The organism is Natronincola ferrireducens, assembly GCF_900100845.1.
GTDB classification, from domain to species: Bacteria; Bacillota; Clostridia; order Peptostreptococcales; family Natronincolaceae; genus Natronincola_B; species Natronincola_B ferrireducens.
In genome coordinates this window covers 171751-196873 of the sequence record NZ_FNFP01000001.1, presented here as the reverse complement: position 1 = coordinate 196873, position 25123 = coordinate 171751, and the positions used below count along the sequence as shown (strand labels likewise).

Below are 25123 nucleotides of genomic sequence, written 5' to 3'. Positions count from 1 at the left end.
AAAGTAGAGAGGCGTTGATAGATAAAAGATGATAATCGATAATCCGCCAAAGCAGTTAATTGATTGGTATAGCTACTTCCGATTCTATTATCAATAAAACGGGTGATTCCAGTAATATACTGAAGTCACCCGTTTTAAATTATTCCATCCCCAGTACTACCCCTAAAATAAAAATTAAAAAAGATAGGATTATAGTTACTACCCATCCTGCAGAACGTCTGGGTTTCTTGTTTAAAACCCTAAAAACAGGGGATATAACACCAGCCACCATTCCCAATAAACCAATGATCATTAAAGTATTAGACATAAAAATACTCCTTTCCAAAAGTATTCTTCCTTCCTGTCCTACACCCTAGGTCTTTAGCTAGGAAGTCAAATAGATTGTATCCTTCCTTGTTTTACACCCTACTCATCTTAAACAAATATTACTATAGAGGAATGTATCTGTCAATAAATGTAAGATTTCTGCCGAACTTTGAATTGTTCTATAAGCAATTTCTTAAATATAAAAAAGTCACCCTTTGGAAGGTTTATTGGTAGACTTTTTTGAAACCAATAACGGAAATTAAATCAACTCTTTTACTTAAAACCTGGATTGAAAAAATTGATGCAACTTACGTTTAAACTTATCCACATTTTTGCAAAGTATATAATTTCCTATTAATTATAAAAACTACCCTTTTAAAGCCCAGGGTAGTTTTATAAATTTTGCAATTTAAATCATTCCATATTTTCTTAGCTTCCTATATAAGGTTGCTCGACCTATCCCCATGGCCTTTGCCATTTCTGTTTTGGATTGGTATTTGGCTAGCATTTTTTCTATTAATTCTCTTTCCATAACCTCTACAGTTTTTGTCTCGGCCCCTTGAAATTCTACAAAATCAAAATCCCTTACATCCTCTAAAGTAATGTTACAGCCCTTAGCATTTCCAATAAGGAGTTCCACTGTTTTTTGAACTTCGTCTATATTATTGGGCCAGCTATATCCATACATTTTTTCCAACACACCTTTATCAAATTTAAGATGGGTTTTTAGGTGTTTTGCCTTCAGCTTTTCGATTGTATCATCTACAATTATTTTTATATCTCCTTTGCGACGGGAAAGAGGAGGTATCCTTATGATATTTTTTGAAATCCTGAAATATAACTCCTCATTAAACATTCCCCTTTCAACAAGGGAGGCTATATCGCAACGGGTATCAAAAATCATCCTAACATCAATGGGAAAATCCTTATAGGTCCCTTGTTTAAGCTGCTTGGTCTTAATAATGTCCACCAGCCATTGCTGTAGATAAAGGGGCATGTCATTTATGTTTTTAAAAAATATTGTACCCTTGTGGCCCATTCTTAACTTACCAATCCCTGTTGTTTTAGGGTTTTCATTGATTTGATATCCAAAAATCTCCTTTTCCAACAAATCATAGGGTTTATTATAACAATCCACACATACAAAGTATTGTTGTGCCCTGTCGGAAAAATTATGAATAGCTTTAGCAAAAACAGACTTTCCAAGGCCTGGTTCACTGGAAATTAAAATAATCTCATTGGTTACAGCAAGTTGTTTTGCTTTGTTGATTTCTTCAATTAATTTGGCATCTTTGCCAACAATATCATTGAAGGAAATATTCGTTTTATTATCGGAAGCCTCATTTAAAACATTATATACTCTTCCAAGACTTTTAAATGTCAGTAAAAACCCATAGTTAACAGCATTTAAAGTGATGTTATGGCAGGATAAAAAACCATAGAAACCATAGCTCTTTTCTTCATAATAGAATAATTTATGGGAAAAATTTTTTCTAAATACAATAGTATCATGAATCAATGGGTGATCGATGATCTTTTCTATATGCTGACCAGTAATCTGTTTCTCAATTCTGAAAAATTTCTCAAATTGATGATTACAATGCATCACTTCTCCCACATCATTTAAAAATACCAACCCATCCTCCAGCATATCCAGGATGATTTCCCGCTCTTTTTTAATAAGATTAAGCTTATTATAGTCATCAATATTTTTAAGCTTTGAGCTTAATAAATCCGACATTTTTTCTAAAAAATCTATTGAAATCTCAAGATTTTCAAAAATAGGACTAGTTTTATTGTTGGGTACTAACAGGGCAATAGCTCCTATAACCTTCTGTTCAAAGAATATAGGCACACTAACAAGCCCTGATATAGCACACTCCTCTAAATCCGAACAATTTTTACAGTGTTGATAGATAGCTTTATTTTTTACTGCTACAACCTTTCCTGTATGCAACACCTCTCCTATTATCGTATACCGAGTAATAGGAGTAGGGTCGTTTGCATAGATGAATGTGTTGGCTATTCTATTATAGTTGTTATCGATGATCATGACATCAACATCAAAAATTTTTGAAATAGTTTCAGCAAACTTTGATGCAGCGCCTCTAATTTCTCCAAGATACATTGAATATCACCTTAAATAATGATAGGGTATTTACTGCTTATTTAACACCTTTTGTTACAATCAGTTTACTATTCTTTACATAAACATTCAACTAAAACTTCTATTTGGTAACACATGGTGACAGCTCCTGGATCAATATGCCCTGCACCTTTGTTTGATTGATAACAAGCTCTACCCTTAAGGGCCTCCATATCCTTCGTGCTGTTCATTCCATCAATTGCCGCCTGCTTTAAAGCTTGTAAAGCATCATAGTCATTCAATCCCTTTTCTAAAGCTTCCTTTAAAGCAGTCACAGCTGGATACAATGTATCAATCATGGTTTTACATCCTGGCTTAGCATTGCCACGTTCCATAATGGCATTTACCTTTGCTTCCAATACATCACATAATAGATTGATATCCATTTCCTTCTGATCACCGATGGTTTTAGCTGCTTTTATATAAGCACTTCCGTATAATACTCCAGAAGATCCTCCTACAGTAGACATCAGCAGCATACCAATTTTTTGAAACAATGGTCCCAAGTCCATAGTGGCCAGTTCTTCTTTGGTTTCCACTAATTTTTCAAATCCCATGTTCATATTCACCCAATGATCTCCATCACCGGTTATGGAGTCCAGCTCTGTGACATAATCCTTGCTGGCTTCAATCTTTTTCGCTGCCATTTCAATATATTCAATATACTTTTTAGTATTGATCTTTATCTCCATAGTTATCACCTAAACTTTCATTGCTGGTGTATCACAAGGAGCATCCAGCAGTTCTTTTAGTTCATCATCAAGCTTGAGTAAAGTAATGGAACAACCGGCCATCTCAAGGGCTGTCATATAGTTTCCTACAAAGGTTTTATGAATTTTAATATTATGCTTAGATAAAACCTTCTCAACTTCATTGTTTAAAATGTATAATTCCATTAAAGGAGTGGCCCCAAGTCCATTGACCATTAAAGCAACTTCGCTTCCTTCATAATCATAATCATCAAGAATTTTGTTGCACAAAATTTCTGCAAGCTCAACAGCGGTTTTTATGGTGGTTTTTTCAACCCCTGGTTCTCCGTGGATTCCCATGCCAATTTCTACTTCATTTTCTTCCAATACAAACCCTGGCTTACCAACAGCAGGTAATGTACAAGGGGTCATAGCCATACCCATACTACGGATATTTGTGATGGTTTTTTCTGCTACTCTTTTCACCTCATCTAAACTAGCTCCAGTTTCTGATTTAGCACCGGCTAATTTATGGACAAATACAGTACCAGCAATCCCTCTTCTTCCAGTAGAATAAGTACTGTCCTTCACAGCTACGTCATCCTTAACCACCACTGACTCTACCCTGATTCCTTCCATTTCTGCCAATTCCTTAGCCATATCAAAATTCATAATATCTCCAGAGTAGTTTTTGATAATTAGAAGAACCCCTTCACCAGTGTTGGCCTCTTGAATACCCTTCAAAACCCTATCGGGGGATGGTGATGCAAACACATTGCCAGATACAGCTGCATCCAACATACCTGTTCCTACATAACCTGCATGGGCGGGCTCATGGCCACTACCCCCCCCTGATACAAGTCCTACTTTTTTCTTCTTATCTTTTTTACAGATTACTTCAACCCCCTCAAAGTATTGAAGTTCAGGATGGGCCTTTACAATACCTTGAAGCATTTCTGTTACAACATGATTAGGATTATTAATTATTTTTTTCATGATTTATCACCCTAACTATTTTTTTGTAATAACCATTTCGCAGCATTCTTCTCCTCTAGCTAAAAGTTGCTTAAACTCAAGCTTTAATTCTGGGAATACACTCACCATGCCAAAGTCCCCAAAGCAAGCTAGATCACATAGATGTGCAACTTCCTCCTTTGAACAACCAAGCTTTTTCCATGCTTCTACAAGGGCACAGTGACGGAACTTAATGACACTTTCATCTTCCTCCAGCTTGATTGGCTCCATAGCAAATGCTTCACGGGCATGACCTGTTAAAATCCCATTTGCAAAATCCTTAGCAGTTTTACATTCTCCTAAACCTTTACCCTTTGCAATACCAAATTCAGTTATTGCCTTCTCAGCTATTTCATCAAATCCCTCTGGTGTATACTTATGTAATAAATAAAACCATCTTCCCCTATCCTCAATTGCACTTCTAAAAGCCTCTGTAAGTTCCTCTTGTGTATACGTTTTTTCACATTCACATGCTTGACACATAATGACATACCTCCATTTTTTATATTTTATATTTTATATTTAAATTTTAAATGTTTCCTAAATAAGCCCTTCTAACCATATCATTATCGCTTAATGCTTTGGCATCATCCGTCAAGGTTACCTTGCCGGTTTCTAAAACATAGCCTCGATGGGCAATGGACAATGCCATATTGGCATTTTGCTCAACCAACAATACAGTAGTACCCTGTTGATTAATTGAAACAATCAAATCAAAAATCATAAGCACTAGGTTGGGAGCAAGACCTAAGGAAGGCTCATCCAATAAGAGCAATTTCGGCATTGACATTAATCCTCTACCTATGGCCAGCATTTGCTGTTCACCACCGGATAAGGTGCCTGCCTGTTGTTTCTTCCTTTCAAACAGTCGTGGAAACAAATCATAGACCCTATCATAGGATTCTGCAATGTTTTGTTTGTCTTTTCTTATATAAGCCCCCAATTGAAGATTTTCCTCCACCGTCAGGGCAGGAAAAACCTCCCGACCCTCCGGGGAAAGACTTATACCCTTTTTCACAATTTCTGAAGGAGGAGCATTGGTGATGTTTTCCTCCTTAAACCATACTTCTCCAGAGCTGGTCTTTAATAACCCTGTAACACTTCCTAAGGTGGTACTTTTACCAGCACCATTGCTACCTATAAGGGTGACAATTTCCCCCTCTTTTACTTCTAGGCTAACCCCCTTAAGGGCATGGATATTTCCGTAATAGGTATTTAAGTTCTTAACTACTAGCACGGCTATTCACTCCTTCCAAGATATGCCTCGATTACCCGTTTATTGTTGGCAATGTCCGATGGCAAACCTTCAGCAATTTTTTTACCGTGGTCGATGACATAAATCCTATCGGAAATATTCATAACAACGTTCATATCATGCTCAATCAGTATGATGGTATAGCCTTTATCCCTTAATGTCTTAATAAAATTCAACAGTTCCTCCGATTCATTGGGATTCATCCCAGCTGCCGGTTCATCTAACAGAAGAATTTGTGCATCGGTGGAGATAGCTCGAGCTATCTCTAATCTCCTCTGATCACCATAGGGTAAATTAGTAGCATAGTTGTGCATCTTAGATTTAAGGCCTATTGAATCAAGGATTTCTATTGCTACTTGATGTTTTTCCCTCTCTAAATTTCGAAATCGTTTTGTCCTAAATAGCAAATCAAAGAAATTGTACTCCGTATTGATATGCATTCCTACCAAAACATTTTCAATAACCCTCATATCCCCAAAAAGTCTGATGTTTTGAAATGTCCTGGCTAATCCAGCCTTAACAATTTCTTGGGGTGGAAGATTGTGTATTGGTTTTCCGTCAAGGATAATTTCACCTTCAGTCAAGGTGTAAACCCCTGTTAACATATTGAAAAGTGTTGTTTTGCCAGCACCATTAGGACCTATAATACTTATTATTTCTCCTTTGTTGACCTCTAAGGAAACCTTATCAACGGCAAGAAGTCCACCAAATTGTTTTGTTACATCTTTCACTTCAAGGAATGCCATATCATATCCCTTCCTCTACTGTATGAATTGCTTTCCCTTTTTCTACAGGGGATGGGTTTTGATCCCTATCAACTACAACCCCTTTAGGAAGCTTATATTCAGATTTTTGTTGTCCTCCTAAAATACCTTGGGGACGAAATCTCATCATCATAACTAAGACAAATCCATAAACAACAAATCTATATTCCTGTAAAAATCTTAAAACCTCTGGAAATGAAACCAAAATAATGGAGCCTAAAAACATACCTTTAATCGTACCCATACCCCCTAAAATAACAATACTTAAAATCATGATAGAAGTATCAAAGGTAAAGGTGTTGGGGTCAATGAATCTTATCATATGGGCATAGAAGGCACCGGCAAGTCCAGAAAAAAAGGCAGATACCACAAAGGCAATAACTTTATAGGTTGTGGTTTTAATTCCCATCATGGTTGCCGCTAATTCATCTTCTCTAATGGCTGTCATGGCTCGACCCATCTTAGACCTAACAATGGCCATAACTGTTAAAACCGTCAATGCTAAAAATACCAACATCAAGTAATACATACCGTTATTTGCTAGGGTAAGATCCAAACCAAACAAAGAGGGTCTTGGAATTCTAGAAATCCCTAAGGGTCCATTTGTAACTGGATCCCAATTAAGCAATACCATCCTTACTATTTCACAAAATCCTAGTGTAGTAATTGCTAAGTAAGTTCCCGAAAGCCTTAAGGTAGGTAGTCCCAATAACAATCCACATAAGGCTGCAACAATAGCTGCAATAGGTGCTGTAATAAAGAAGCTAATGCCAAAGTTAACACTAATGACAGCGGAGGTGTAGGCACCTATTGCATAAAAAGCTGCATGTCCTAAAGATATTTGTCCAGCATATCCTGTAACAAGACCCAACGATAAGGCCAATATACTATATATACCTATCATAATGACAATTCTTAAAAGATATTGGGAACTGATGATATAGGGTAAAGCTAATAGTAAACCAACCAAAACACAGTAGTTTACTTTGGTATTAGCGGTGATGCTCCTTACTTTTTCACTTAATTTACTGAAAAGTTGATTGTTAGCAAAATATATATTTTTCATAGTCCTATACCTTTACAACACCTTTCTTTCCAAATAAGCCCGTTGGTTTTACAAGAAGAACGATAATGAGGATAATAAATGCTACAGCATCCCTATAGCTTCCTCCAAGAAAAGCAGCAGCATAGCTTTCAGAAACACCTACCACCAATCCTCCTATAATCGAACCATGTAATATACCAATTCCACCTAATACTGCAGCAGAGAAGGCCTTAAGTCCTGCTAGAAAACCCATTGTCGGATAAACGACCTGATAATATCCGCTTATTAAAGTTCCGGCAATAGCCGCCGAAGCCCCTCCTAAAAAGAAGGTAAAGCTTATTATAAAGTTTACGTCTATACCCATTAGATTGGCGGCCTTTGGGTTTTGCTCTACCGCCCTCATAGCAAGACCTATTTTGGTTTTTCTTATAATAAAAGTAAGTAATAAAAGTAACATTAGAGATACACCAAATATAAATAGTTGTGTGGTATTTAGGCTAAAGCCACCTATATGGATATTGCCATAATCAAATAGCTTAGGAAAATATTTGGTTTCACTTCCAAATACAATCATAAGAAGGTTTTGGATAATGTAGGAAATACCAATCGTTGTAATTAACGCTGCTATACCCTTTGAATTTTTAGCCCTAAGGGGGGCCAAGGCAATCTTGTCAATGGCCATTCCTAATATGCCAGTAAACACTATACTTAGAATTAAAGCTGGCACCACACCAAATTCCATAGCCACGAAAAGCAACGCCATATGGGCACCAAATGCGTAAACTGATCCATGGGAAAAATTCACCAGTCTTAAAATTCCAAAGACCAGGGAATATCCTACTGCAATTAGTGCATACACCATCCCTAAAGCCAAACCATTCATTAGTTGCTGTACTATCAAGCTTACACCCCCTTGTTTATGTTATATACTGCCTAATGCTTTATGGATTTTTCTATACTATCCTTGTTATTGCACCTCTACAAAAACACCATTTTCGATTTTAACAGTTGTAAAGCTCTTAATAGCATCTCCTATATCATTGAAGCTAGTTTGACCAGTTACACCTGAATAAACCATTTTATAAAGTTCGTCTCTTATGGCTCTGCGATCAGCCTTTCCAGCAGCTTCAATAGCCTCTAAAATAATACCTGCACTATCATAGGCTTGGGCAGTCAAACTACTTGAACTAGAACCAAATTTATCTTCATAAGCCTTTACATAAGCTTGAATAGCTGGATCTGAACTGCCATGGAAAAAGATTGTAGGGAAATGAATATTTTCAGCATTTTCTTTTGCAAGATCAATTAATTGTTGACTGTAGGCATTGGAGAATCCTACCAGATCAATATTAGGATTAACTGCTTTATATTGGGTTGCAAACGGTGCTAGTGTATTGTACATAGCTACAACAATCACTACATCAGCCCCTGCATTATGTAATCTTGTAATATTTGGTCCAAAGTCAATGGTGCCATCAACAACCTCTTGGTGTTCAACGACGGTTCCTCCTCCAGCTTCTACTAGACCTTTAGTAATTTCTGCAGTATTTGTTCCCCAGTCGGTTCTTACTGAAAGGATACCTACTTTTTTCTTGTCTAAGGTGTTTAACGCAAGATCAACAGCCACTTGAGCCTCTACATTGATTACAGTATTGTTTCTAAAAATAAAGTCCCCTTCTTTTGTAAAGTCAGGATGCGATGCGGAAGGCGATACATTGATGATACCGTTTTCCTGATAGGTTGGGGAAGCCGCCATACATACGCCACTGGCAAAGTGTCCTATTACCGCCATAATATCCTTGTCAGAAGCAATTCTCTCAGCAATGGTAGCTGCCTCTTCGCCATTGTTTTTATCATCATATACAACTATTTCAATTTGTTTTCCAAGAACACCACCGGCATTATTCCACTCGGCTACCTGAAGCTCAACAGCATTTTTAAAGCCAGTACCATACTCTGCAAAATCACCTGTCAACGGACCTGCAACAGCAATTTTGATAACTCCAGCATCTTGTTCACCTGCATTACTACCTCCAGCAGACTGGCCACATCCCACAAGCGTGGTTGTTAACAACACAACTATTAACATAAACCCTATTATTTTTTTCACAATAATTCCCTCCTCTTTTTCTTTTATATCACCAAAATCATGCTTAGCCCCTATCTCCACCCTCCTTCCCCTTTTTATCAACATTAAGTGTCAAAACCAGGATGAAATAGCAAACAGCATTAGCCAAGCATTTTCAAAACCTCCATATTTTTTGTTCCTAAACTCCAATTGAAGGTCTTGCTTTGTTTCATTTTGATACATTGTGTTTCATATGATGTATCTATCTTAAATAATATATTGTTCCACAATATTTGTCAATAATTTTCTAAAAATTTTATTGTTTTGAACTGTTGCATATATATTGTCTATTTGAAATAGTGGCTCATTATGATACACATAAGTGGCATCCCTTGAAATTTGTTGCTTATAAGTAGCTACAATCCATCATAGTATAGCAATATACCCTATAGCTTCAACTGGCTAATAGAATAACGGGACTGGTTTTTAGACAAAAAAAGATACCTATCCCTATAAAATCCCATAGATATCTTTTAAAATCCTATTTAATTACCCTATGGCACCTTCTACACCTTGCTTCATAGCTCTCCTTAGCCCCCACCATAATGATGGGATCACTGTACTTAGCCGGCTCTCCATTAACAAGTCTTTGGGTTCTGGTGGCAGGCATTTTACATACCCTACAGATGGCCGTCAGCTTTGTAACATATTCTCCTATGGCCATAAGGTTTGGTGTGACATTAAAGGGCTCTCCCCTAAAGTCCATATCTAAACCAGAGACAATAACCCGTTTTCCTTCTTCAGCAGCTTTTTGGCAGATTTCTATAACACCTTCACCAAAAAACTGAACCTCATCAATGGCCAAGACATCAAAGTCTTCCTTCTCTATGTATTCCTTGATTTCTTTGGCACTTTCTACTACTGTACACCCCATCTTTTTACCATTATGGGAGGTAATATTGTTGCTGCAATATCTATCATCAATGGCTGGCTTAAAGGTCAATACCTTCAAATCAGCTATCTTCGCCCTATTTACCCTTCGAATCAGTTCCTCGCTTTTTCCAGCATACATAGGTCCTACAATAACTTCTATACTACCCCGCTTAGAATATTCTACTATATCTACCATTGTCTCATCTCCTCTTTAGATTCTAGACAACCTCTAGCATTAAAGCCCACTTCTACTTGTCATCAAAGAAGATCTTTGTTATACAAAAAATCAAGGTTAGAAAGGGTCCCTTCTAACCTTGATTGATTACATCTATTTAGGAATCTTACATACCAAATTTTTTCTTGAATTTTTCTACACGTCCACCTTTTTCTACTGCTTTTTGCTTACCAGAATAGAAAGGATGGCAGTCAGAACAAATTTCAACTCTGATTTCTTTTTTTGTTGACTTTGTTTTGAAGCTGTTTCCACATGCACAGAAAACGTCTACTTCATTGTATTCTGGATGGATACCGTTTTTCATTGTATTCACCTCTTTCCCTAAAATACTTATGTTGAAATGATGATAACTTCTTTATTATTAAGTAGTTAATAGTAAATATTATCCCTTAAGAATTTAACTACTACATTATAGCATATAACCTTTATAGTGACAAGAAAAAAATCACTAAATACTTTTCCTGATCATTTCCACGAAATCACTGTTTTTTCTACTTTCCATTAGGGAGCTTACAATTTTTTCTGTAACCTCCTGCACCGAATTATTGCTCATAGCCCTACGAATACTCCAAATACCCTCTAGTTCAACCTGACTCAACAATAGTTCTTCTCTTCTGGTACCGGATTTATTAATATCCACAGCAGGAAATATTCTCTTTTCCGATAGCTTGCGATCTAGATGAAGCTCCATATTACCAGTACCTTTAAACTCTTCAAAAATAACATCGTCCATCCTACTTCCCGTTTCCACCAAAGCAGTTGCAATAATCGTAAGACTTCCACCCTCTTCTAAATTTCTGGCAGCACCAAAAAATCTTTTAGGCTTATGAAGGGCTCCTGGGTCTAAACCTCCTGAAAGGGTTCTTCCTGTAGGCGGAATGGTGAGATTATAGGCTCTAGCTAGTCTTGTAATACTATCCAATAAAATCAAAACATCCTTACCATGCTCCACCAATCTTTGGGCCCGATTTAATACCATTTCTGCCACCTTAATGTGGTGACTAGGCAACTCATCAAATGTGGAATAAACCACTTCTCCTTTAATGGATCGCTGCATATCGGTTACTTCTTCAGGCCGTTCATCAATGAGAAGTACAATAATTTCAATCTCTGGATAATTGATGGCTACACTATTGGCAATTTTTTGTAGCAAAATGGTTTTTCCTGCCTTTGGAGGGGCAACAATAACACCTCTTTGCCCTTTTCCAATAGGGGCTATCAGGTCAATTAATCGTGTAGATAATTCATTTGTTTCATTTTCTAAATTTATTCGTTCCTTGGGATAAATAGGGGTAAGATCTTCAAAATTTGGTCTTTGGATAGCAGATTCTGGATTTAATTCATTGATTTTCTTTACATAAAGAAGAGCTTTAAACTTTTCACCGCTTTTTGGGGGCCTTGTAATACCAGTAATTTTGTCTCCCGTCCTCATATTAAATCTTCTAATTTGAGATGGAGATATGTATATATCATTATCACTGGATAAATAATTTTCTCTTCTGAGGAATCCATAGCCATCTTGATGGATTTCCAGTATGCCTTCAGCAACGTTCATTTCTTCTCCTTCTGGAATTTCATCGGAAAGATGCTGGGGTAATTGGTTTTCCTTCTTATTGATAATGGGAGTAACTGGTTTTACTTCCTTTGGTTTTTCCTTTGGTTTTTCCTTTTGCTTTTCCTGCAAAATCAGTTCAATTAGTTCCGACTTTTTATATTTCACTAAATTCTTTATACCCAATTGTTTTGCTTCCTCTCGAAGCTCCGTAAGCTTCATTTCCTGTAGTTCCGAATCTTCCAACTTTTGTTACACCTCCAACTTATTCAATGATAGGGACAAAGTTAAATAAACTTTGCCCCCTTATGAAGTCATTTTTAGACTATGCTATCACGTTTTGCAAGAACTGTCAATTATTTAACTAAAATTCATTTTTTGTCAATAGGCATATTTAGGCTTTTTGTTGAGGCGATGGATGGCTTCTATAAAACGAATAGTTCCTGTTTTGGAACGCATAACGACAGAATGGGTTGTGATTTGATTGTTTCCTTTATACATAACCCCCTTCAGTAGCTCCCCATCGGAAATGCCAGTGGCGGCAAAGTAAACTTCTTGACCCTTTACCAAATCCTCCATATATAGGATTTTATTGACATCCACACCCATTTTTATACATCTTTCCCTTTCTTCCTCTTCATAGGGAATCAGTTTGCCTTCAAATTGTCCCCCTAGACATTTCAATCCTGCAGCAGCAATTACCCCCTCTGGAGCACCACCAATTCCCAGCATAATATCCACCCCTGTATAGTCAAAGCAGGTAGCTAAAGCGGCGGCAACATCCCCATCCTTAAATAGCTTGATGCGAGCTCCTGCCTCTCTACATTGTCTAACAATATCCTGATGCCTTGGTCTATCCAGCATGGTCACTGTTAGATCTGTAATGCTTTTATTTAAGGCTTCAGCGGTTGCCTTGAGGTTTTCATAGATGGGGGCATCGATATGAACCCTTCCAGCAGCTTTGGGTCCTACAGCAATTTTGTCCATATACATATCAGGGGCATTTAATAAGCATCCTCTAGGGGCCATGGCCACTACTGCAATAGCATTGGGAAGACCCTTAGCTACAGAGTTGGTGCCTTCCACAGGGTCTACAGCAATGTCTACCTTGATACATTCAGCCCCTCTTTTGCCTACAGTTTCTCCTATATAGAGCATTGGGGCTTCATCCATTTCCCCTTCGCCAATAACAACGACCCCCTCAATGTTGAGGTTGTCGAAGACCTTTCTCATACCATCTACTCCAGCTTGATCAGCTGCGATTTTATCTCCTCTGCCCATGTGCTTTGCAGCTCCTAGGGCAGCTGCTTCTGTTACTCTAACTAAATCTAAGGCTAAGTTACGATCCATATTTTTTCCCTGCCTTTTATAAAATTTTGTTCTTTATTCAATAATTACTTCTTTTAATAGGGCTATATTAAAGGAGGCTTCATATATTACCTATTGGGCATAAAGGTTTTATGCTTCTTTAATACCTCCGTCAAGGTTTCATTTTTATCTAAACGATGGATGGCTTCAACAAATCTTATGGTGCCTGTTTCCCCCCTCATTACAACCGAGTGGGTTTGGGCTTGATTGTTGCCTAGGTAAAGAACCCCCTTCAGCAAATCTCCTTGGGTAATCCCTGTTGCCGCAAAGAAACAGTCATCACTGCTGACCAAATCATCTAGGGTCAGAACCTTTTCTACATCTTCCTTTGATAAACCCATCTCCCTGCAACGCCCTACTTCTTCCTCACTCATGGGATGAAGAATCCCCTGCATATCGCCACCCAAGCATTTTAAAGCTACAGCAGCGATAACTCCTTCGGGAGCACCTCCGATTCCCAGCATAATATCTACCCCGGTTTCCTCAAACCCAGTTGCCATGGCAGCCGCCACATCCCCATCACTAAAGAGTTTAATCCTGGCCCCTGCTTCCCTCACCTCCCGGATAATATCAGCGTGTCTGTCCCGGTCTTGGATAATAACCGTTACATCCTCTATGTTTTTATCCAAAGCCTTTGCCACGGCCTCTAGATTTTGTTTTACAGGGGCATTGATATCCACAGCACCCTTTGCTTTAGGGCCTACGGCAATTTTTTTCATATAGGTGTCGGGGGCATGTAAAAGACATCCCTTAGGAGCTATGGCTACTACTGCAATGGCGTTGGGGAGACCCTTGGCGATCAGATTCGTTCCTTCTAAAGGATCCACTGCAATATCTACCTCTAACTCTCCTTCTTCTCCACAGCCCACTACTTCTCCAATATATAACATCGGTGCCTCGTCCAGCTCACCTTCACCGATGACAACCGTTCCTTTAATAGAAAGACCAGAAAAAGTACTTCTCATACCATCTACCGCCGCCTGATCAGCTCCCTCCTTATCACCTCTACCCATATAGGAGGCCGAAGCCAAGGCTGCTGTTTCTGTTACTCTTACTAACTCCAAGGATAAACTTCTATCCATCAAAATTCCTCCTTCATCCAAAACAATATGTTGTTTGAATATTCAGTATGATCCTGTTATTGTGTTATACTTTATGTAGATTATTATATAAATATATTATACTATTGAAGGGCAATTCTCAACCATATTATTTCACAACTGACGAAATAATATTTCCCAAAAAATAAGGAAGACATCATTTTTTGACATCTTCCTCCTTTATATTTAAATAGTAAAAGCTTAGGACAAATCTATAGTACAATTCCTCCATCCACAGATAACACAGCTCCCGTTACAAAGCTGGCTTCTTGAGATGCTAGGAAAACACATGCATTTGCGATGTCTTCTGGAGTTCCTAATCGGTTTAGAGGTGCTTTTTCCTTCATTGTGGCCAATACCTTTTCCGGCATCTTTTCCGTCATTTCTGTAGCAATAAAGCCTGGGCATACTACATTGACATTGACATTTTTTCTGCCTAATTCTTTGGCTAATGTTTTGGTCATGCCGATGACACCAGATTTTGTAGCAGCATAGTTGGTTTGACCAAAGTTCCCATACAATCCTACTACCGAGGAAATGTTGATGATTTTCCCAAATTCCTTTTCCCTCATGATCTTTACGGCTTCCTTTGTACAGTTAAATACACCTGTTAAGTTAACATTGATGACATTATCCCACTGCTCATCGGCCATTTTGTAAATTTGAGCATCGGCTGTAATACCAGCGTTGTTGACTAAAATATCTATTGTTCCCAAATCTTCTATAATCTTAGCAAACACTTCCTGGACTTGAGATCTGTTGGTTACATCCATCACATAACCATAGGCTACTCCATACTTTGCCTTCATTTCCCCCATTGCTTTATCAAGGCCTTTTCCACTTCTGTCAATTAGTATGACCTTAGCCCCTTCTTCAGCATACTTTTCCGCAATCGCCCTACCTATACCCCTAGTAGAGCCTGTGATCAAAGCCACCTTATCCTTTAACCGCATAATTTCTCCTCCTTTATTATATATTTTAATAAATTTTCAACATCTATTTCACTGCATTTTCCCAGTCTTTTAAGAATCGTTCTATCCCACTGTCGGTAAGGGGATGTTTTACCATCTGCTTAAATATACCATAGGGTATGGTGGCAATATGGGAGCCTACCTTGGCAGCCTCTAGAACATGGGTAGTATGCCGTATACTGGCTGATATAACTTCAGTATCCATACCATACAAGTCGAAAATTTCTACAATTTCCTCCACAAGGTCTATACCTCTATGGCCGATATCATCTAACCTTCCCAAAAATGGGCTGACATAGGTGGCTCCTGCTTTTGCAGCCATCAAAGCTTGGGCAGCAGAAAATACTAAGGTAACATTGGTTTTAATCCCTTGAGCTGCAAGAAGCTTTACAGCCTTTAAGCCTTCCTCCGTCATAGGAATTTTGATGACAATATTATTGTGGATTTTTACTAATCCTTCAGCCTCCTGCACCATTTCCTCTGCCTTGAGACTAATAACCTCAGCACTAATAGGTCCATCTACAATTTCTGTAATTTCTTTAATAACTTCCTTAAAATCTCTACCTTCCTTAGCAATGAGGGAAGGATTGGTGGTAACACCTTCTAAAATCCCCCATTCAGCAATTTCTCTTATTTCATCAACATTGGCAGTATCAATAAAAAGCTTCATTTTATTCCCTTCCTATTCCTAAGATTTTCCTTGCTTCATCAGGAGTAGCTACTTCCCTGCCCAGTTCATTGGCAATTCTTACGATTCTTTCTACTAATTGGGCATTGGAGTTGGCCAACTGTCCCTTATTATAGTAAATATTATCTTCAAAACCAACCCTTACATGACCCCCTAATAGAATAGCCATCGTGGCCAATGACAGTTCATGTCTACCCAAACCAGCCACCGTCCATGTAGAACCCTCTGGGATGGCCTTCACCATATGTAGTAAATCCTCTGGTGTAGCTGGACAAGCCCCCGGTACCCCCAACACGAAATCAAAGTGCAGGGGTGCTACTGCTAAGCCCTTCTTCACTAGCTTCTTGGCATTTTCAATCATTCCCCGTTCAAAGATTTCCATCTCCGGCTTCACACCCAGCTCCTTCATTCTACTGGCGAACTTTTCCATATAGCCTTCGCTGTTCATAAAAACATCGGGACCAAAATTGCAGGTGCCACAGCTTAAGGTTGCCATTTCTGGCTTTAATTCTACCGGTTGTAATCTATCCTCAGGAGAATGCCATACAGCTCCACCGGTGGAGGGCTGAAAAATGATATTACATTTAGCCTCAATTTTCTCTTTAATCTCCCTATATACCTCAAAGGACTGGGTAGGGTTTCCCTCCTCATCCCTGGCATGGATGTGTACAATAGAAGCCCCTGCCTTGTAGGCATCATAGGCTTCCTGTGCAATTTCATCGGGGGTGATAGGTAGGTTTGGCTGTAGATCCCTTGTGACCTCTGCCCCCGTAAGAGCGGCTGTAATAATTAGCTTTTCCATAATAACCCTCCTTTATTATTTATTTCTCTGTTTATCCTTCGGAACCACACAGGTTCCCATCGCTCTACATACAACGATAGGCTCCTCTAAAACATCGCAGGCAGAATCATTGATGTCGGGACGAGGTACAATAACCTTACGGGCTTCAAAGGTCATTTTTCTAGAACTGTTCCCCATCTTTGTGATTTCTCCCACTGCTTCAATATAATCCCCAGCATATACTGGAGCTGTAAATTCCACACTTTCATAGCCAGCAAACAGTCCCTCATCTCCATCATTACGGATTAAAAGCTCTGTTGCCACATCTCCAAATAATTGAAGCATTTTTGCTCCATCCACCAAGTTTCCTCCATAGTGGGCATCATGCATACTCATCCTCATACGAATCATTGCCTTCATGTTCAATTCCTCCTTACATAAAATTTAAATGATAACTTTATTTATCGCTAATCTTAATGATAGCATACATAGAAATATTTCTCCATAAGTACCTTGTTAAAAATAGTACCAAAATTTATAATATTGCTATTTTATCTTGTGGGTGGATCACCTATCTTCTATAGGAAAAGGGTGATATCCACCCCTTTCCTCATCATCATTCCTTTAAAATCTTCCCCCAAAACCGATGTATGCTTTCATAAGTAAAAAAGATTATAAAATTTAAACTGCTGATTATTTATAATAACCTTGCAAATTTTAGTGTGAATATTTTAACTATTTTGACTTTTTGTTGGGACTGTGATATATTCTGTATAATAGATTGTATTTTTTTGTTTTTTATTTTTAGAAGAAATTACTTCCTTTATGTATAGTTTATTTTATATTTAACCTCTATTAAAGATAATTATTGTTATTTTACAAAACCTTCTGGATTTTGTAATTGGAGGTGTTTCGAGTAATAGCCAGGGTTGTCCAAATCTCCAGCAGATTTTATTATGCTTATTTGGAGAAAAACCAACGGTGATATTTAATATAACCTACATTTAAAATATTTTAAATATTTGAAACATTTTACCATTGACATGCTTTTATGTATATGGTAATATCATTAAATAAGTTTTTGTAATCAATTTAATAAGTAATTCTAATTAGTATTTTGCACTAATATCTTATTACTGGTACTACAAACTTAAACATTTAAAGGAGGGAGTTTTTTTATGGAAAAAAGTTTAGTCAAAAGAGAGAATTGGGGATCGAGGATTGGTTTTATCATGGCAGCAGCTGGCTCAGCCGTTGGACTTGGTAATATCTGGAGATTCCCCTACCTACTGGGTGAAAATGGTGGTGCGGCATTTCTTCTTATTTATTTAGCTTTTGTTGTATTTATTGGTGTTAGTATTATGATCGCCGAATTTGCCGTAGGTAGAAAATCAAGTCGTGCAGCTGTTGGTGCTTACAAAAGTCATAGTCAAAACTGGACCTTTGCAGGTGTGCTTGGGGTCTTAAGTGCCTTCTTCATCATGGGCTTCTATCCAGTCGTTGGTGGTTGGTCCGCTGCCTATGTAGCAAAATCCTTCACTGGGTTGTTAAGTAATCCTGAAGCAATAGGGGATGTGTTCGGTGGTTTCATTACCGGCTCCACCCAACCACTGGTATGGATGCTTATTTTCATGTTATTTAACGTAGTTATCGTTGCCAAGGGTATCGCCGGTGGTATAGAAAAGGCTGGTAAAATATTAATGCCTGTATTATTTGGGCTTTTAGTATTGATTGCCGTTCGAAGCCTCACCCTTCCAGGAGCAGCAGCAGGACTTAGCTACATGTTTAAGCCTGACTTCTCAGCGGTGACAGGTCAAACCTTCTTAGCCGCCTTAGGTCAAGCCTTCTTCTCCCTTAGCCTTGGTATGGGTTGTATGATTACCTACGGAAGTTACTTGAACAAAAAAGAAGATCTTGTAAGTAATGCTACTCTTGTAACTGGTATGGATCTTGGAGTTGCTTTATTAGCTGGTATTGCTATGTTCCCAGCAATCTTTGCCTTTGGAATGGAACCAGCAGTTGGACCTGGTCTTGTATTTGTTGTTATTCCATCTGTATTTGCTGCAATGGGCGGTATTGGTATGTTATTATCTATTATCTTCTTTGTAGCCTTAACGGTTGCAGCCCTTACCTCCTCCGTATCCTTAATGGAGGTTGCAGTTGCCTACTTTATCGATGAAAGAGGAATGGAAAGAAAGAAAGCTGTTTATTCTGTATCCAGTGCTATGGCTGTATTGTGTGTTCTATCTTCCCTTTCTATGGGTGCAATGTCAGGGGTTACAGTATTCGGGGTTGGATTCTTTGACTTCTTTGATATCCTGACCGACAAGATCTTCTTAGCCATCGGTGGATTATTATTGGCAATCTTTGTTGGATGGTTCCTAGATAAGGAAGAGCTTAAACAAGAACTTACAAATGGTGGAACAGTTAAATTTGCATTATTTGAAGCATGGTATACTTTGATAAAATATGTTATCCCTGTAGCAATTGCTATCGTTGCTGTTGCAGGAATTAGATCAATTGCACAAACAGGCTTAATGATATTTGGAGTTTTGATGATTCTTGCACTAGGAGTATTCTCTAAGAAACTATAACTAAAAGGCGACCTCCGGGTCGCCTTTTTTGGGGAAACCAAGCGGACAGGTCCATTGATTGTTGGTAATCGGTGGACCTGTCCCCTTCATTGATGATGCTGTTTTTATACTATTTGTTTAACTCGATTAAGTGCTTCCAATAACGCTTTGGCATATAGGATTTTTGTAGGCGGGGGTTGCTGCGGTTTTTGATGGCTATGGCCTTAAAATATTTTCTCCATAGCTCCTGATAGGCCAACTCCTCCCCATGGAGGGCCAGTTCTTCCCCCATCTCTCCCTCCCTTATAATCCATTCCTTCTGATTATAAAGGGCTGCAATATTTCTCTTTTCATCATGAATTACCCAATTTTGATCTGCCATTCGATTGGCAAAGTGAGGGGCCACTAGGGCTGTTATATTATGATCTGGCTCTATAGAAGCATAATAAATCCCTCCCTCAAGTTTTTGAAATCGAATAAGCCCCAACATCCTATGGGCTTCTTTCCCCACCTTCTGGCTGACTTTATGGAGCTTGGCCACCCTCTCCTCCGTATGGTATCCATCCACCTTTCCCCCTAGCTTAAAGCCCAGCTGTAGGTACTGATAAATCCAAGTGGCAACCTCCTCCTCCTCCGATAAAAAACCATAAAATACATTTTTAAGGGCCCTATGGGAGATTTTTTCCTTAATGGCTCCATAGACCTTGTCAGCCTTTTGGGAATCCGTCACGATGGCTATGGGTGTCACAAAGATGTTTTGCTGCTTAGGACCCTCCCTCAATATTCTTTGGGGTTTCTCAGGTCGATAGTAGGCTTCATGGATGGCCGTCAACATCCCTTCAAAACTGCCGTCATAAATATAGTGGATCATGATAAAAGTCTCCTTTGATAAAGCCTGTTTTATCGCCTTTTATTAATGGTAAATATTACTTTTATAGGCTAACTTATGTTTTACTAAGAAGTTAGTAATCCATTGGTAAACATCGATAGCTGTTGGCCTTCTTCTATTGCTTTGGAGGGTGACTTTATCTCAGTCCCCATCAGAGCTTGTCTTAAAAGACCTTCCCTATGAAAATCTATTTCTCCATAATATTTATCCCTGCAGGTGATGAAATACTTGGCCCGCTTTAATACCACCCCTATCTTCTTGAGGTTATCATAGGAAAGGGAATGAAACCTACGGGCTGCTATAATCCTTTTAGCGGATTTCACCCCAATCCCTGGTATCCGCAGAAGAATCTCATAGGGGGCACGGTTGATTTCAATGGGAAACAGCTGGAGATTTCGAAGGGCCCAGTCACATTTGGGGTCTAAATGGATATCAAAATTTGGTTTATCCTCCTGTAGCAGCTCCTGAGAAGAAAACCCATAGAATCTCAAAAGCCAGTCGGCCTGATAAAGACGATGCTCCCTCAGCAGGGGTGGCTGGGCTATGGCAGGAAGCTTAGGATCACTGGACACAGGGACATAGGCTGAGTAGTAAACCCTTTTTAATCCAAACCGTTGATATAGACCCTCCGATAGCCTTAAAATATTTAAGTCAGCATCTGGTGTGGCCCCTACAATTAGCTGGGTGCTTTGTCCTGCTGGCACAAATTTATGGGTGTTTTTGAAAAGCTTTCTTTCTTCTACTTTTTGGGTAATCTGAGAGGAGATAAATCCCATAGGCTTTAGGATGGCCTCCTTCTTTTTTTGAGGGGCCAGTAGCTTAAGACCATTGGTGGAGGGTAGCTCTATGTTGACACTCATTCTATCCACCAGCTGACCTGCTTCATGGATTAACCTATGGTCTGCTCCTGGTATAGCCTTCATATGGATATATCCATTGAAGTTATAATGATGGCGGAGAAGCTTTGCTGTCTTTAATAGGAGCTCCATGGTGTAATCAGGACTTTTTAGGACAGCAGCACTTAAAAATAAACCTTCTATGTAATTTCTCCGATAAAAATTAATGGTAAGATCCGCCACCTCCTCTGGAGTAAAGGAGGCTCGAGGTAAATCATTGCCACTTCGGTTCACACAGTAGGCACAGTTATAGATGCAATCATTGGTTAGGAGGATTTTTAACAGAGAAATACACCGGCCATCATCGGCCCAGCTGTGGCAAATCCCCGACATATGACCATTGCCAAGACCCCCACTATTTTTTCTATTACTGCCACTGGAGGAGCAGGACACATCATACTTTGCTGCATCCGCTAAAATCTCAAGTTTTTTCAGAACATCCATGACTACACCTCTCCACTCGTATCTTTCCTTAGTTTTCCAAGGCTTTCAAGCATTCGTTATCTTTAATTTTAATTTTACCCTAAGGGAGAAAATTTGTCAAACGTATGTTCTTTTTACAAATTCTACCTCCTATAGAAGATTTCCTTCAGGATCTCCTCCATATAATCCCTATCAATGTCTAAATAATATATCCCGTCTATTATCATGTTTTTCCCCTTGAGGGTAAATATTTCTATATTCTGTGATTCAACATCCTTTAAAAACAAAGCCAATGCCCCTATCTGCTCTATGTTGAGATTGGTAAATATCTTATTTTGTACCTTAAAATATATAGGAAGAATATCAGAGAATCTACCCTTTTCCTTTGTTTGCTGAAATAGAGTCAGCATAAACTTCTGTTGCTGTTCTATCCTAGCAAAATCCCCCGTTGATGCATTACGATTTGATAAATAGATGAGGGCCTGCTGTCCATCAAGTTTTTGTTTCCCCTTTTTCAGCTGTCTTCCTCCAGAGCCCATGCTGCGTTCTACATCTATGGTTATTCCACCAATGATATCTACAACATCTTTGACAGCATCTAAATCCATCGTAACATAATGATGAATAGGAATGCCCAGTAGGCCCTCTACAGCTTCAACAGCATATTCATTACCCTTGCCCCTAGGTCCTCCCCCAAAGGCCATAGCATGGTTAATCTTATCTTTATTGTCATTGCCTGGAACCTCGGTATAACTATCCCGTGGAATAGAAAGTACCTTTACCTGCTTTGTATCTAAATCCATGGAGACCACCATGATGGCATCACTCCGATAACCAGATCCCTTAGCCTCCCTCTCCTCTGTACTATCCACCCCTAACAAAAGAACATTGATAATATTCCTCTTGGGGATCGTCTCCTTGTCTATAGCATCCATCTCCTGTTGGTGAAGCTCCTTATAAAAGGCTTGCTGAGGATTTTTCATAGTATTGTATTTTTCAAAACCAACTGCTGCTATTAATAAAATTAAAAGCATAATACTTAAACTGATTTTTAGAGCTTTGCTTTTATTCATTATTCTCTCCTTTATGTAACGTCCTGTGGGTTCTCCTGTTATTTTATCAAAATACTAAAGGATTTAGTATAGTTTTTAAAATATATCCAAAGAAAAAGACCCCTGAAGAACCATTTTCTTCAAAGGCCTTTACCTTGTTTCATATGAAAAGAGTGTTGTCACCCTCATGCTTACTCATGTATTTAACTGGTTCGTTTATAGGTGGGGACCATTTTTACCATGTATTCCTTGATAGCCTCGGGTCCTCCCCACAATAGGTCCAACAAAATATCTAACTCCCTATGTAATAGCTTTAGATCCGTAAAGACCGGCTTGCCTACAAAAATCTTATGGTGCTTGGTGGCCGATAGACCTTCTTCATCCATTAGCAGCTCCTCATATAGCTTCTCCCCTGGACGAAGGCCTACAATCTCTATAGGTATATCCACCTCCGGCTCAAAGCCCGACAGACGAATGAGATTTCTGGCTAAATCCATAATCTTTACCGGTTCGCCCATATCCAGTACAAAGATCTCTCCCCCTTGGGCCATGGCGCCGGCCTGGATCACCAGCTGTACAGCCTCTGGGATGGTCATAAAATACCTTGTCATCTCAGCATCCGTCACAGTAACCGGTCCTCCTTCAGCAATTTGCCTTCTAAAAAGGGGTATAACACTGCCATTGCTTCCTAAAACATTGCCAAATCGCACCGCCACAAACTCCGTTTTACTGATACGATCCATCGACTGAATAATCATCTCTGCCACCCTTTTGGTGGCCCCCATGATGTTGGTGGGGTTCACAGCCTTATCGGTGGATATTAAAACAAACTTCTCCACCCCATAATCATGGGCACATTCCGCTACATTTTTAGTGCCAAAAACATTGTTCTTAATAGCCTCTTGGGGACTGGCCTCCATCAAGGGTACATGCTTGTGGGCTGCTGCATGGAAAACCACCTGGGGCTGATGGACAATAAATATTTCCTCCAGCCTCTTTTTGTCCCGTACAGAGGCAATGAGCACCTCTAATTTTAAATCAGGATAATTTCTCCGCAGCTCATTTTGTATATCATAGGCATTGTTTTCATAGATATCTACAAGTACTAGCTTGCTAGGTTGAAAGTTGGCAATCTGACGACAAATCTCGGAACCGATGGAACCACCACCACCAGTAACCAAAACCACCTTATTGGCTAAATAACTGCTGATCTCCTCTAGATCCACCACCACAGGATCTCTACCTAATAGGTCTTCGATTTCCACATCCCGCAGTTCCTTAATACTGACCTGTCCATCCAACAGTTCATAAATCCCCGGCACAATTTTAAGCTTACACTTGGTTTTATTGGCCTCCTCTATAATTTCTCTCGTTTCCTTTTTATAGGCGGAGGGAAGGGCAATGATAATTTCATCTACCTTTTTCTTCTCTGCTATCTTTTTAATGTGATACCTGTCCCCTAGAACTGGCACCCCGTGGATTTTCGATCCCAGCTTACTATCATCATCATCGATGATGGCCACCGGTTTACTATGGAGGCCCTCATGTCTTCTTAACTCCTTGATGACCATAGCCCCAGCTTGGCCTGCACCAACAATCATAATACGTTTTTGGCCTTTATTCTTGATTATACCTGCAAAACCATGCTCCTTTAAATTTTTCCCCATATTTCTCGTCAAGCGATAGCTGAGACGAACCCCACCTATCAACAGGATATCTAATAAAAAGATGAGTATATAAATACTTCTAGGTAACATCTGCTGGGTCATCATCATATAGGTAACAACTCCGGCATTGGCCACAAAGACTGTAGTGGCTATCTGAAACACCTCTTCGATGCTGGCATATTTCCATAGGTTTTTATACATGCCAAAGAGATAAAAGAGTCCTAATTTAATCAGGGTTAAGTTCACAGCATTGTCTAAATAAACAGGTAAGTACTGGGTTGCCATCTTGCCAGATAGCACGCCATCAAATCGAATATAAAAGGCTAAAAGAAAGCCTAGATTCATCAATGCTGCATCAATGGCCACAAGTAACACTACAAATATTTTTTTTCTCATATTTCCGTCCCCACTTTAATCTATACATTTTTTACTAATTTAACTATACTATGCCAAAAAACTGGTGTCAACGGAGGTTTCCTTACAATATGATTAAATCGTCATATTTTTCAAAGAAATTCTGACCTATCTATGAAAAAGCCTAGAGGGAATTGTTCTTAGATTCTTCTCCTATTGTTTTTATTATTGAAATATTGTTGATATTTTTTATTTAAAAAACCACCTTTAGCTCTATTTTGGCAAAAGGTGGTTATCATTAAAGTAGGTTAATAACTCCTATTATGGAGATGTAAGTATGCAATTTCCTTAACA

At 38.8% G+C, this 25123-nt stretch carries 24 protein-coding genes; 1 reads left to right on the top strand and 23 read right to left on the bottom strand.

Annotated elements, in window-relative coordinates:
• Window positions 1-139: 139 nt before the first annotated feature.
• From BLS22_RS14900 to kal, 19 genes are all read right to left on the bottom strand, one after another.
• On the bottom strand, window positions 140-307 hold the full coding sequence (locus BLS22_RS14900; RefSeq protein WP_176761992.1) for a hypothetical protein: 168 nt from the start codon (window positions 305-307) through the stop codon (window positions 140-142).
• A 408-nt stretch (window positions 308-715) separates the two neighbouring features.
• The gene (locus tag BLS22_RS00865) at window positions 716-2434 is read right to left on the bottom strand and encodes a sigma 54-interacting transcriptional regulator (RefSeq protein WP_090548961.1); all 1719 of its coding nucleotides are present in this window, start codon (window positions 2432-2434) and stop codon (window positions 716-718) included.
• A gap of 68 nt (window positions 2435-2502) precedes the next feature.
• A complete protein-coding gene (dhaL, locus tag BLS22_RS00860) occupies window positions 2503-3144 on the bottom strand; it encodes a dihydroxyacetone kinase subunit DhaL (RefSeq protein WP_090548958.1) in 642 nt (213 codons plus the stop codon).
• 9 nt (window positions 3145-3153) lie between these two features.
• Window positions 3154-4137, bottom strand: coding sequence for a dihydroxyacetone kinase subunit DhaK (dhaK, locus tag BLS22_RS00855; protein ID WP_090548956.1), 984 nt, complete (start codon window positions 4135-4137; stop codon window positions 3154-3156).
• 15 nt (window positions 4138-4152) lie between these two features.
• Window positions 4153-4638: an L-2-amino-thiazoline-4-carboxylic acid hydrolase gene (locus BLS22_RS00850; RefSeq protein ID WP_090548953.1), complete on the bottom strand. Its 486-nt coding sequence runs from the start codon at window positions 4636-4638 to the stop codon at window positions 4153-4155.
• Between the two features lie 46 nt (window positions 4639-4684).
• Entirely contained in the window at window positions 4685-5392 is a 708-nt protein-coding gene (locus tag BLS22_RS00845; protein WP_176761991.1) for an ABC transporter ATP-binding protein, read from the bottom strand.
• A gap of 2 nt (window positions 5393-5394) precedes the next feature.
• Entirely contained in the window at window positions 5395-6156 is a 762-nt protein-coding gene (locus tag BLS22_RS00840) for an ABC transporter ATP-binding protein (protein ID WP_090548946.1), read from the bottom strand.
• A gap of 1 nt (window position 6157) precedes the next feature.
• The gene (locus BLS22_RS00835) at window positions 6158-7240 is read right to left on the bottom strand and encodes a branched-chain amino acid ABC transporter permease (protein WP_090548945.1); all 1083 of its coding nucleotides are present in this window, start codon (window positions 7238-7240) and stop codon (window positions 6158-6160) included.
• A gap of 4 nt (window positions 7241-7244) precedes the next feature.
• A complete protein-coding gene (locus BLS22_RS00830; protein ID WP_090548944.1) occupies window positions 7245-8120 on the bottom strand; it encodes a branched-chain amino acid ABC transporter permease in 876 nt (291 codons plus the stop codon).
• A gap of 66 nt (window positions 8121-8186) precedes the next feature.
• Window positions 8187-9329: an ABC transporter substrate-binding protein gene (locus tag BLS22_RS00825; protein WP_090551501.1), complete on the bottom strand. Its 1143-nt coding sequence runs from the start codon at window positions 9327-9329 to the stop codon at window positions 8187-8189.
• Window positions 9330-9828: 499 nt separating this feature from the next.
• Window positions 9829-10416 carry a thymidine kinase gene (locus BLS22_RS00820; protein WP_090548938.1) on the bottom strand — a complete coding sequence of 196 codons (588 nt, stop codon included), beginning with the start codon at window positions 10414-10416 and terminating at the stop codon, window positions 9829-9831.
• A 145-nt stretch (window positions 10417-10561) separates the two neighbouring features.
• Complete coding sequence (gene rpmE, locus BLS22_RS00815) at window positions 10562-10759, bottom strand: 50S ribosomal protein L31 (protein ID WP_090548935.1); 198 nt, start codon at window positions 10757-10759, stop codon at window positions 10562-10564.
• A gap of 144 nt (window positions 10760-10903) precedes the next feature.
• The gene (rho, locus tag BLS22_RS00810) at window positions 10904-12229 is read right to left on the bottom strand and encodes a transcription termination factor Rho (RefSeq protein WP_244269462.1); all 1326 of its coding nucleotides are present in this window, start codon (window positions 12227-12229) and stop codon (window positions 10904-10906) included.
• A gap of 159 nt (window positions 12230-12388) precedes the next feature.
• Window positions 12389-13357, bottom strand: a complete 969-nt coding sequence (gene glpX / locus BLS22_RS00805) for a class II fructose-bisphosphatase (RefSeq protein ID WP_090548929.1) — start codon at window positions 13355-13357, stop codon at window positions 12389-12391.
• Window positions 13358-13443: 86 nt separating this feature from the next.
• Window positions 13444-14457, bottom strand: a complete 1014-nt coding sequence (gene glpX, locus BLS22_RS00800; protein ID WP_090548926.1) for a class II fructose-bisphosphatase — start codon at window positions 14455-14457, stop codon at window positions 13444-13446.
• 230 nt (window positions 14458-14687) lie between these two features.
• Window positions 14688-15428 (bottom strand): 3-oxoacyl-[acyl-carrier-protein] reductase, encoded by a 741-nt coding sequence (gene fabG, locus BLS22_RS00795; protein ID WP_090548923.1) that lies wholly within the window; start codon window positions 15426-15428, stop codon window positions 14688-14690.
• Between the two features lie 43 nt (window positions 15429-15471).
• Window positions 15472-16116, bottom strand: a complete 645-nt coding sequence (gene fsa / locus BLS22_RS00790; RefSeq protein WP_090548919.1) for a fructose-6-phosphate aldolase — start codon at window positions 16114-16116, stop codon at window positions 15472-15474.
• Window position 16117: 1 nt separating this feature from the next.
• The gene (kce, locus tag BLS22_RS00785; RefSeq protein WP_090548917.1) at window positions 16118-16936 is read right to left on the bottom strand and encodes a 3-keto-5-aminohexanoate cleavage enzyme; all 819 of its coding nucleotides are present in this window, start codon (window positions 16934-16936) and stop codon (window positions 16118-16120) included.
• A 15-nt stretch (window positions 16937-16951) separates the two neighbouring features.
• Window positions 16952-17335: a 3-aminobutyryl-CoA ammonia lyase gene (kal, locus tag BLS22_RS00780; RefSeq protein ID WP_090548915.1), complete on the bottom strand. Its 384-nt coding sequence runs from the start codon at window positions 17333-17335 to the stop codon at window positions 16952-16954.
• A gap of 758 nt (window positions 17336-18093) precedes the next feature.
• Between kal and BLS22_RS00775 the strand changes: the two genes are divergently transcribed.
• Window positions 18094-19509, top strand: coding sequence for a sodium-dependent transporter (locus BLS22_RS00775; protein ID WP_090548912.1), 1416 nt, complete (start codon window positions 18094-18096; stop codon window positions 19507-19509).
• Window positions 19510-19618: 109 nt separating this feature from the next.
• Here BLS22_RS00775 and BLS22_RS00770 read toward each other — a convergent pair whose 3' ends face one another.
• From BLS22_RS00770 to BLS22_RS00755, 4 genes are all read right to left on the bottom strand, one after another.
• Entirely contained in the window at window positions 19619-20359 is a 741-nt protein-coding gene (locus BLS22_RS00770) for a TIGR03915 family putative DNA repair protein (protein WP_090548909.1), read from the bottom strand.
• An 83-nt stretch (window positions 20360-20442) separates the two neighbouring features.
• Entirely contained in the window at window positions 20443-21717 is a 1275-nt protein-coding gene (locus tag BLS22_RS00765) for a putative DNA modification/repair radical SAM protein (RefSeq protein ID WP_090548906.1), read from the bottom strand.
• A 122-nt stretch (window positions 21718-21839) separates the two neighbouring features.
• The gene (locus tag BLS22_RS00760) at window positions 21840-22769 is read right to left on the bottom strand and encodes an LCP family protein (protein ID WP_090548903.1); all 930 of its coding nucleotides are present in this window, start codon (window positions 22767-22769) and stop codon (window positions 21840-21842) included.
• Between the two features lie 182 nt (window positions 22770-22951).
• Complete coding sequence (locus tag BLS22_RS00755) at window positions 22952-24811, bottom strand: polysaccharide biosynthesis protein (protein ID WP_090548900.1); 1860 nt, start codon at window positions 24809-24811, stop codon at window positions 22952-22954.
• Window positions 24812-25123: the final 312 nt, after the last annotated feature.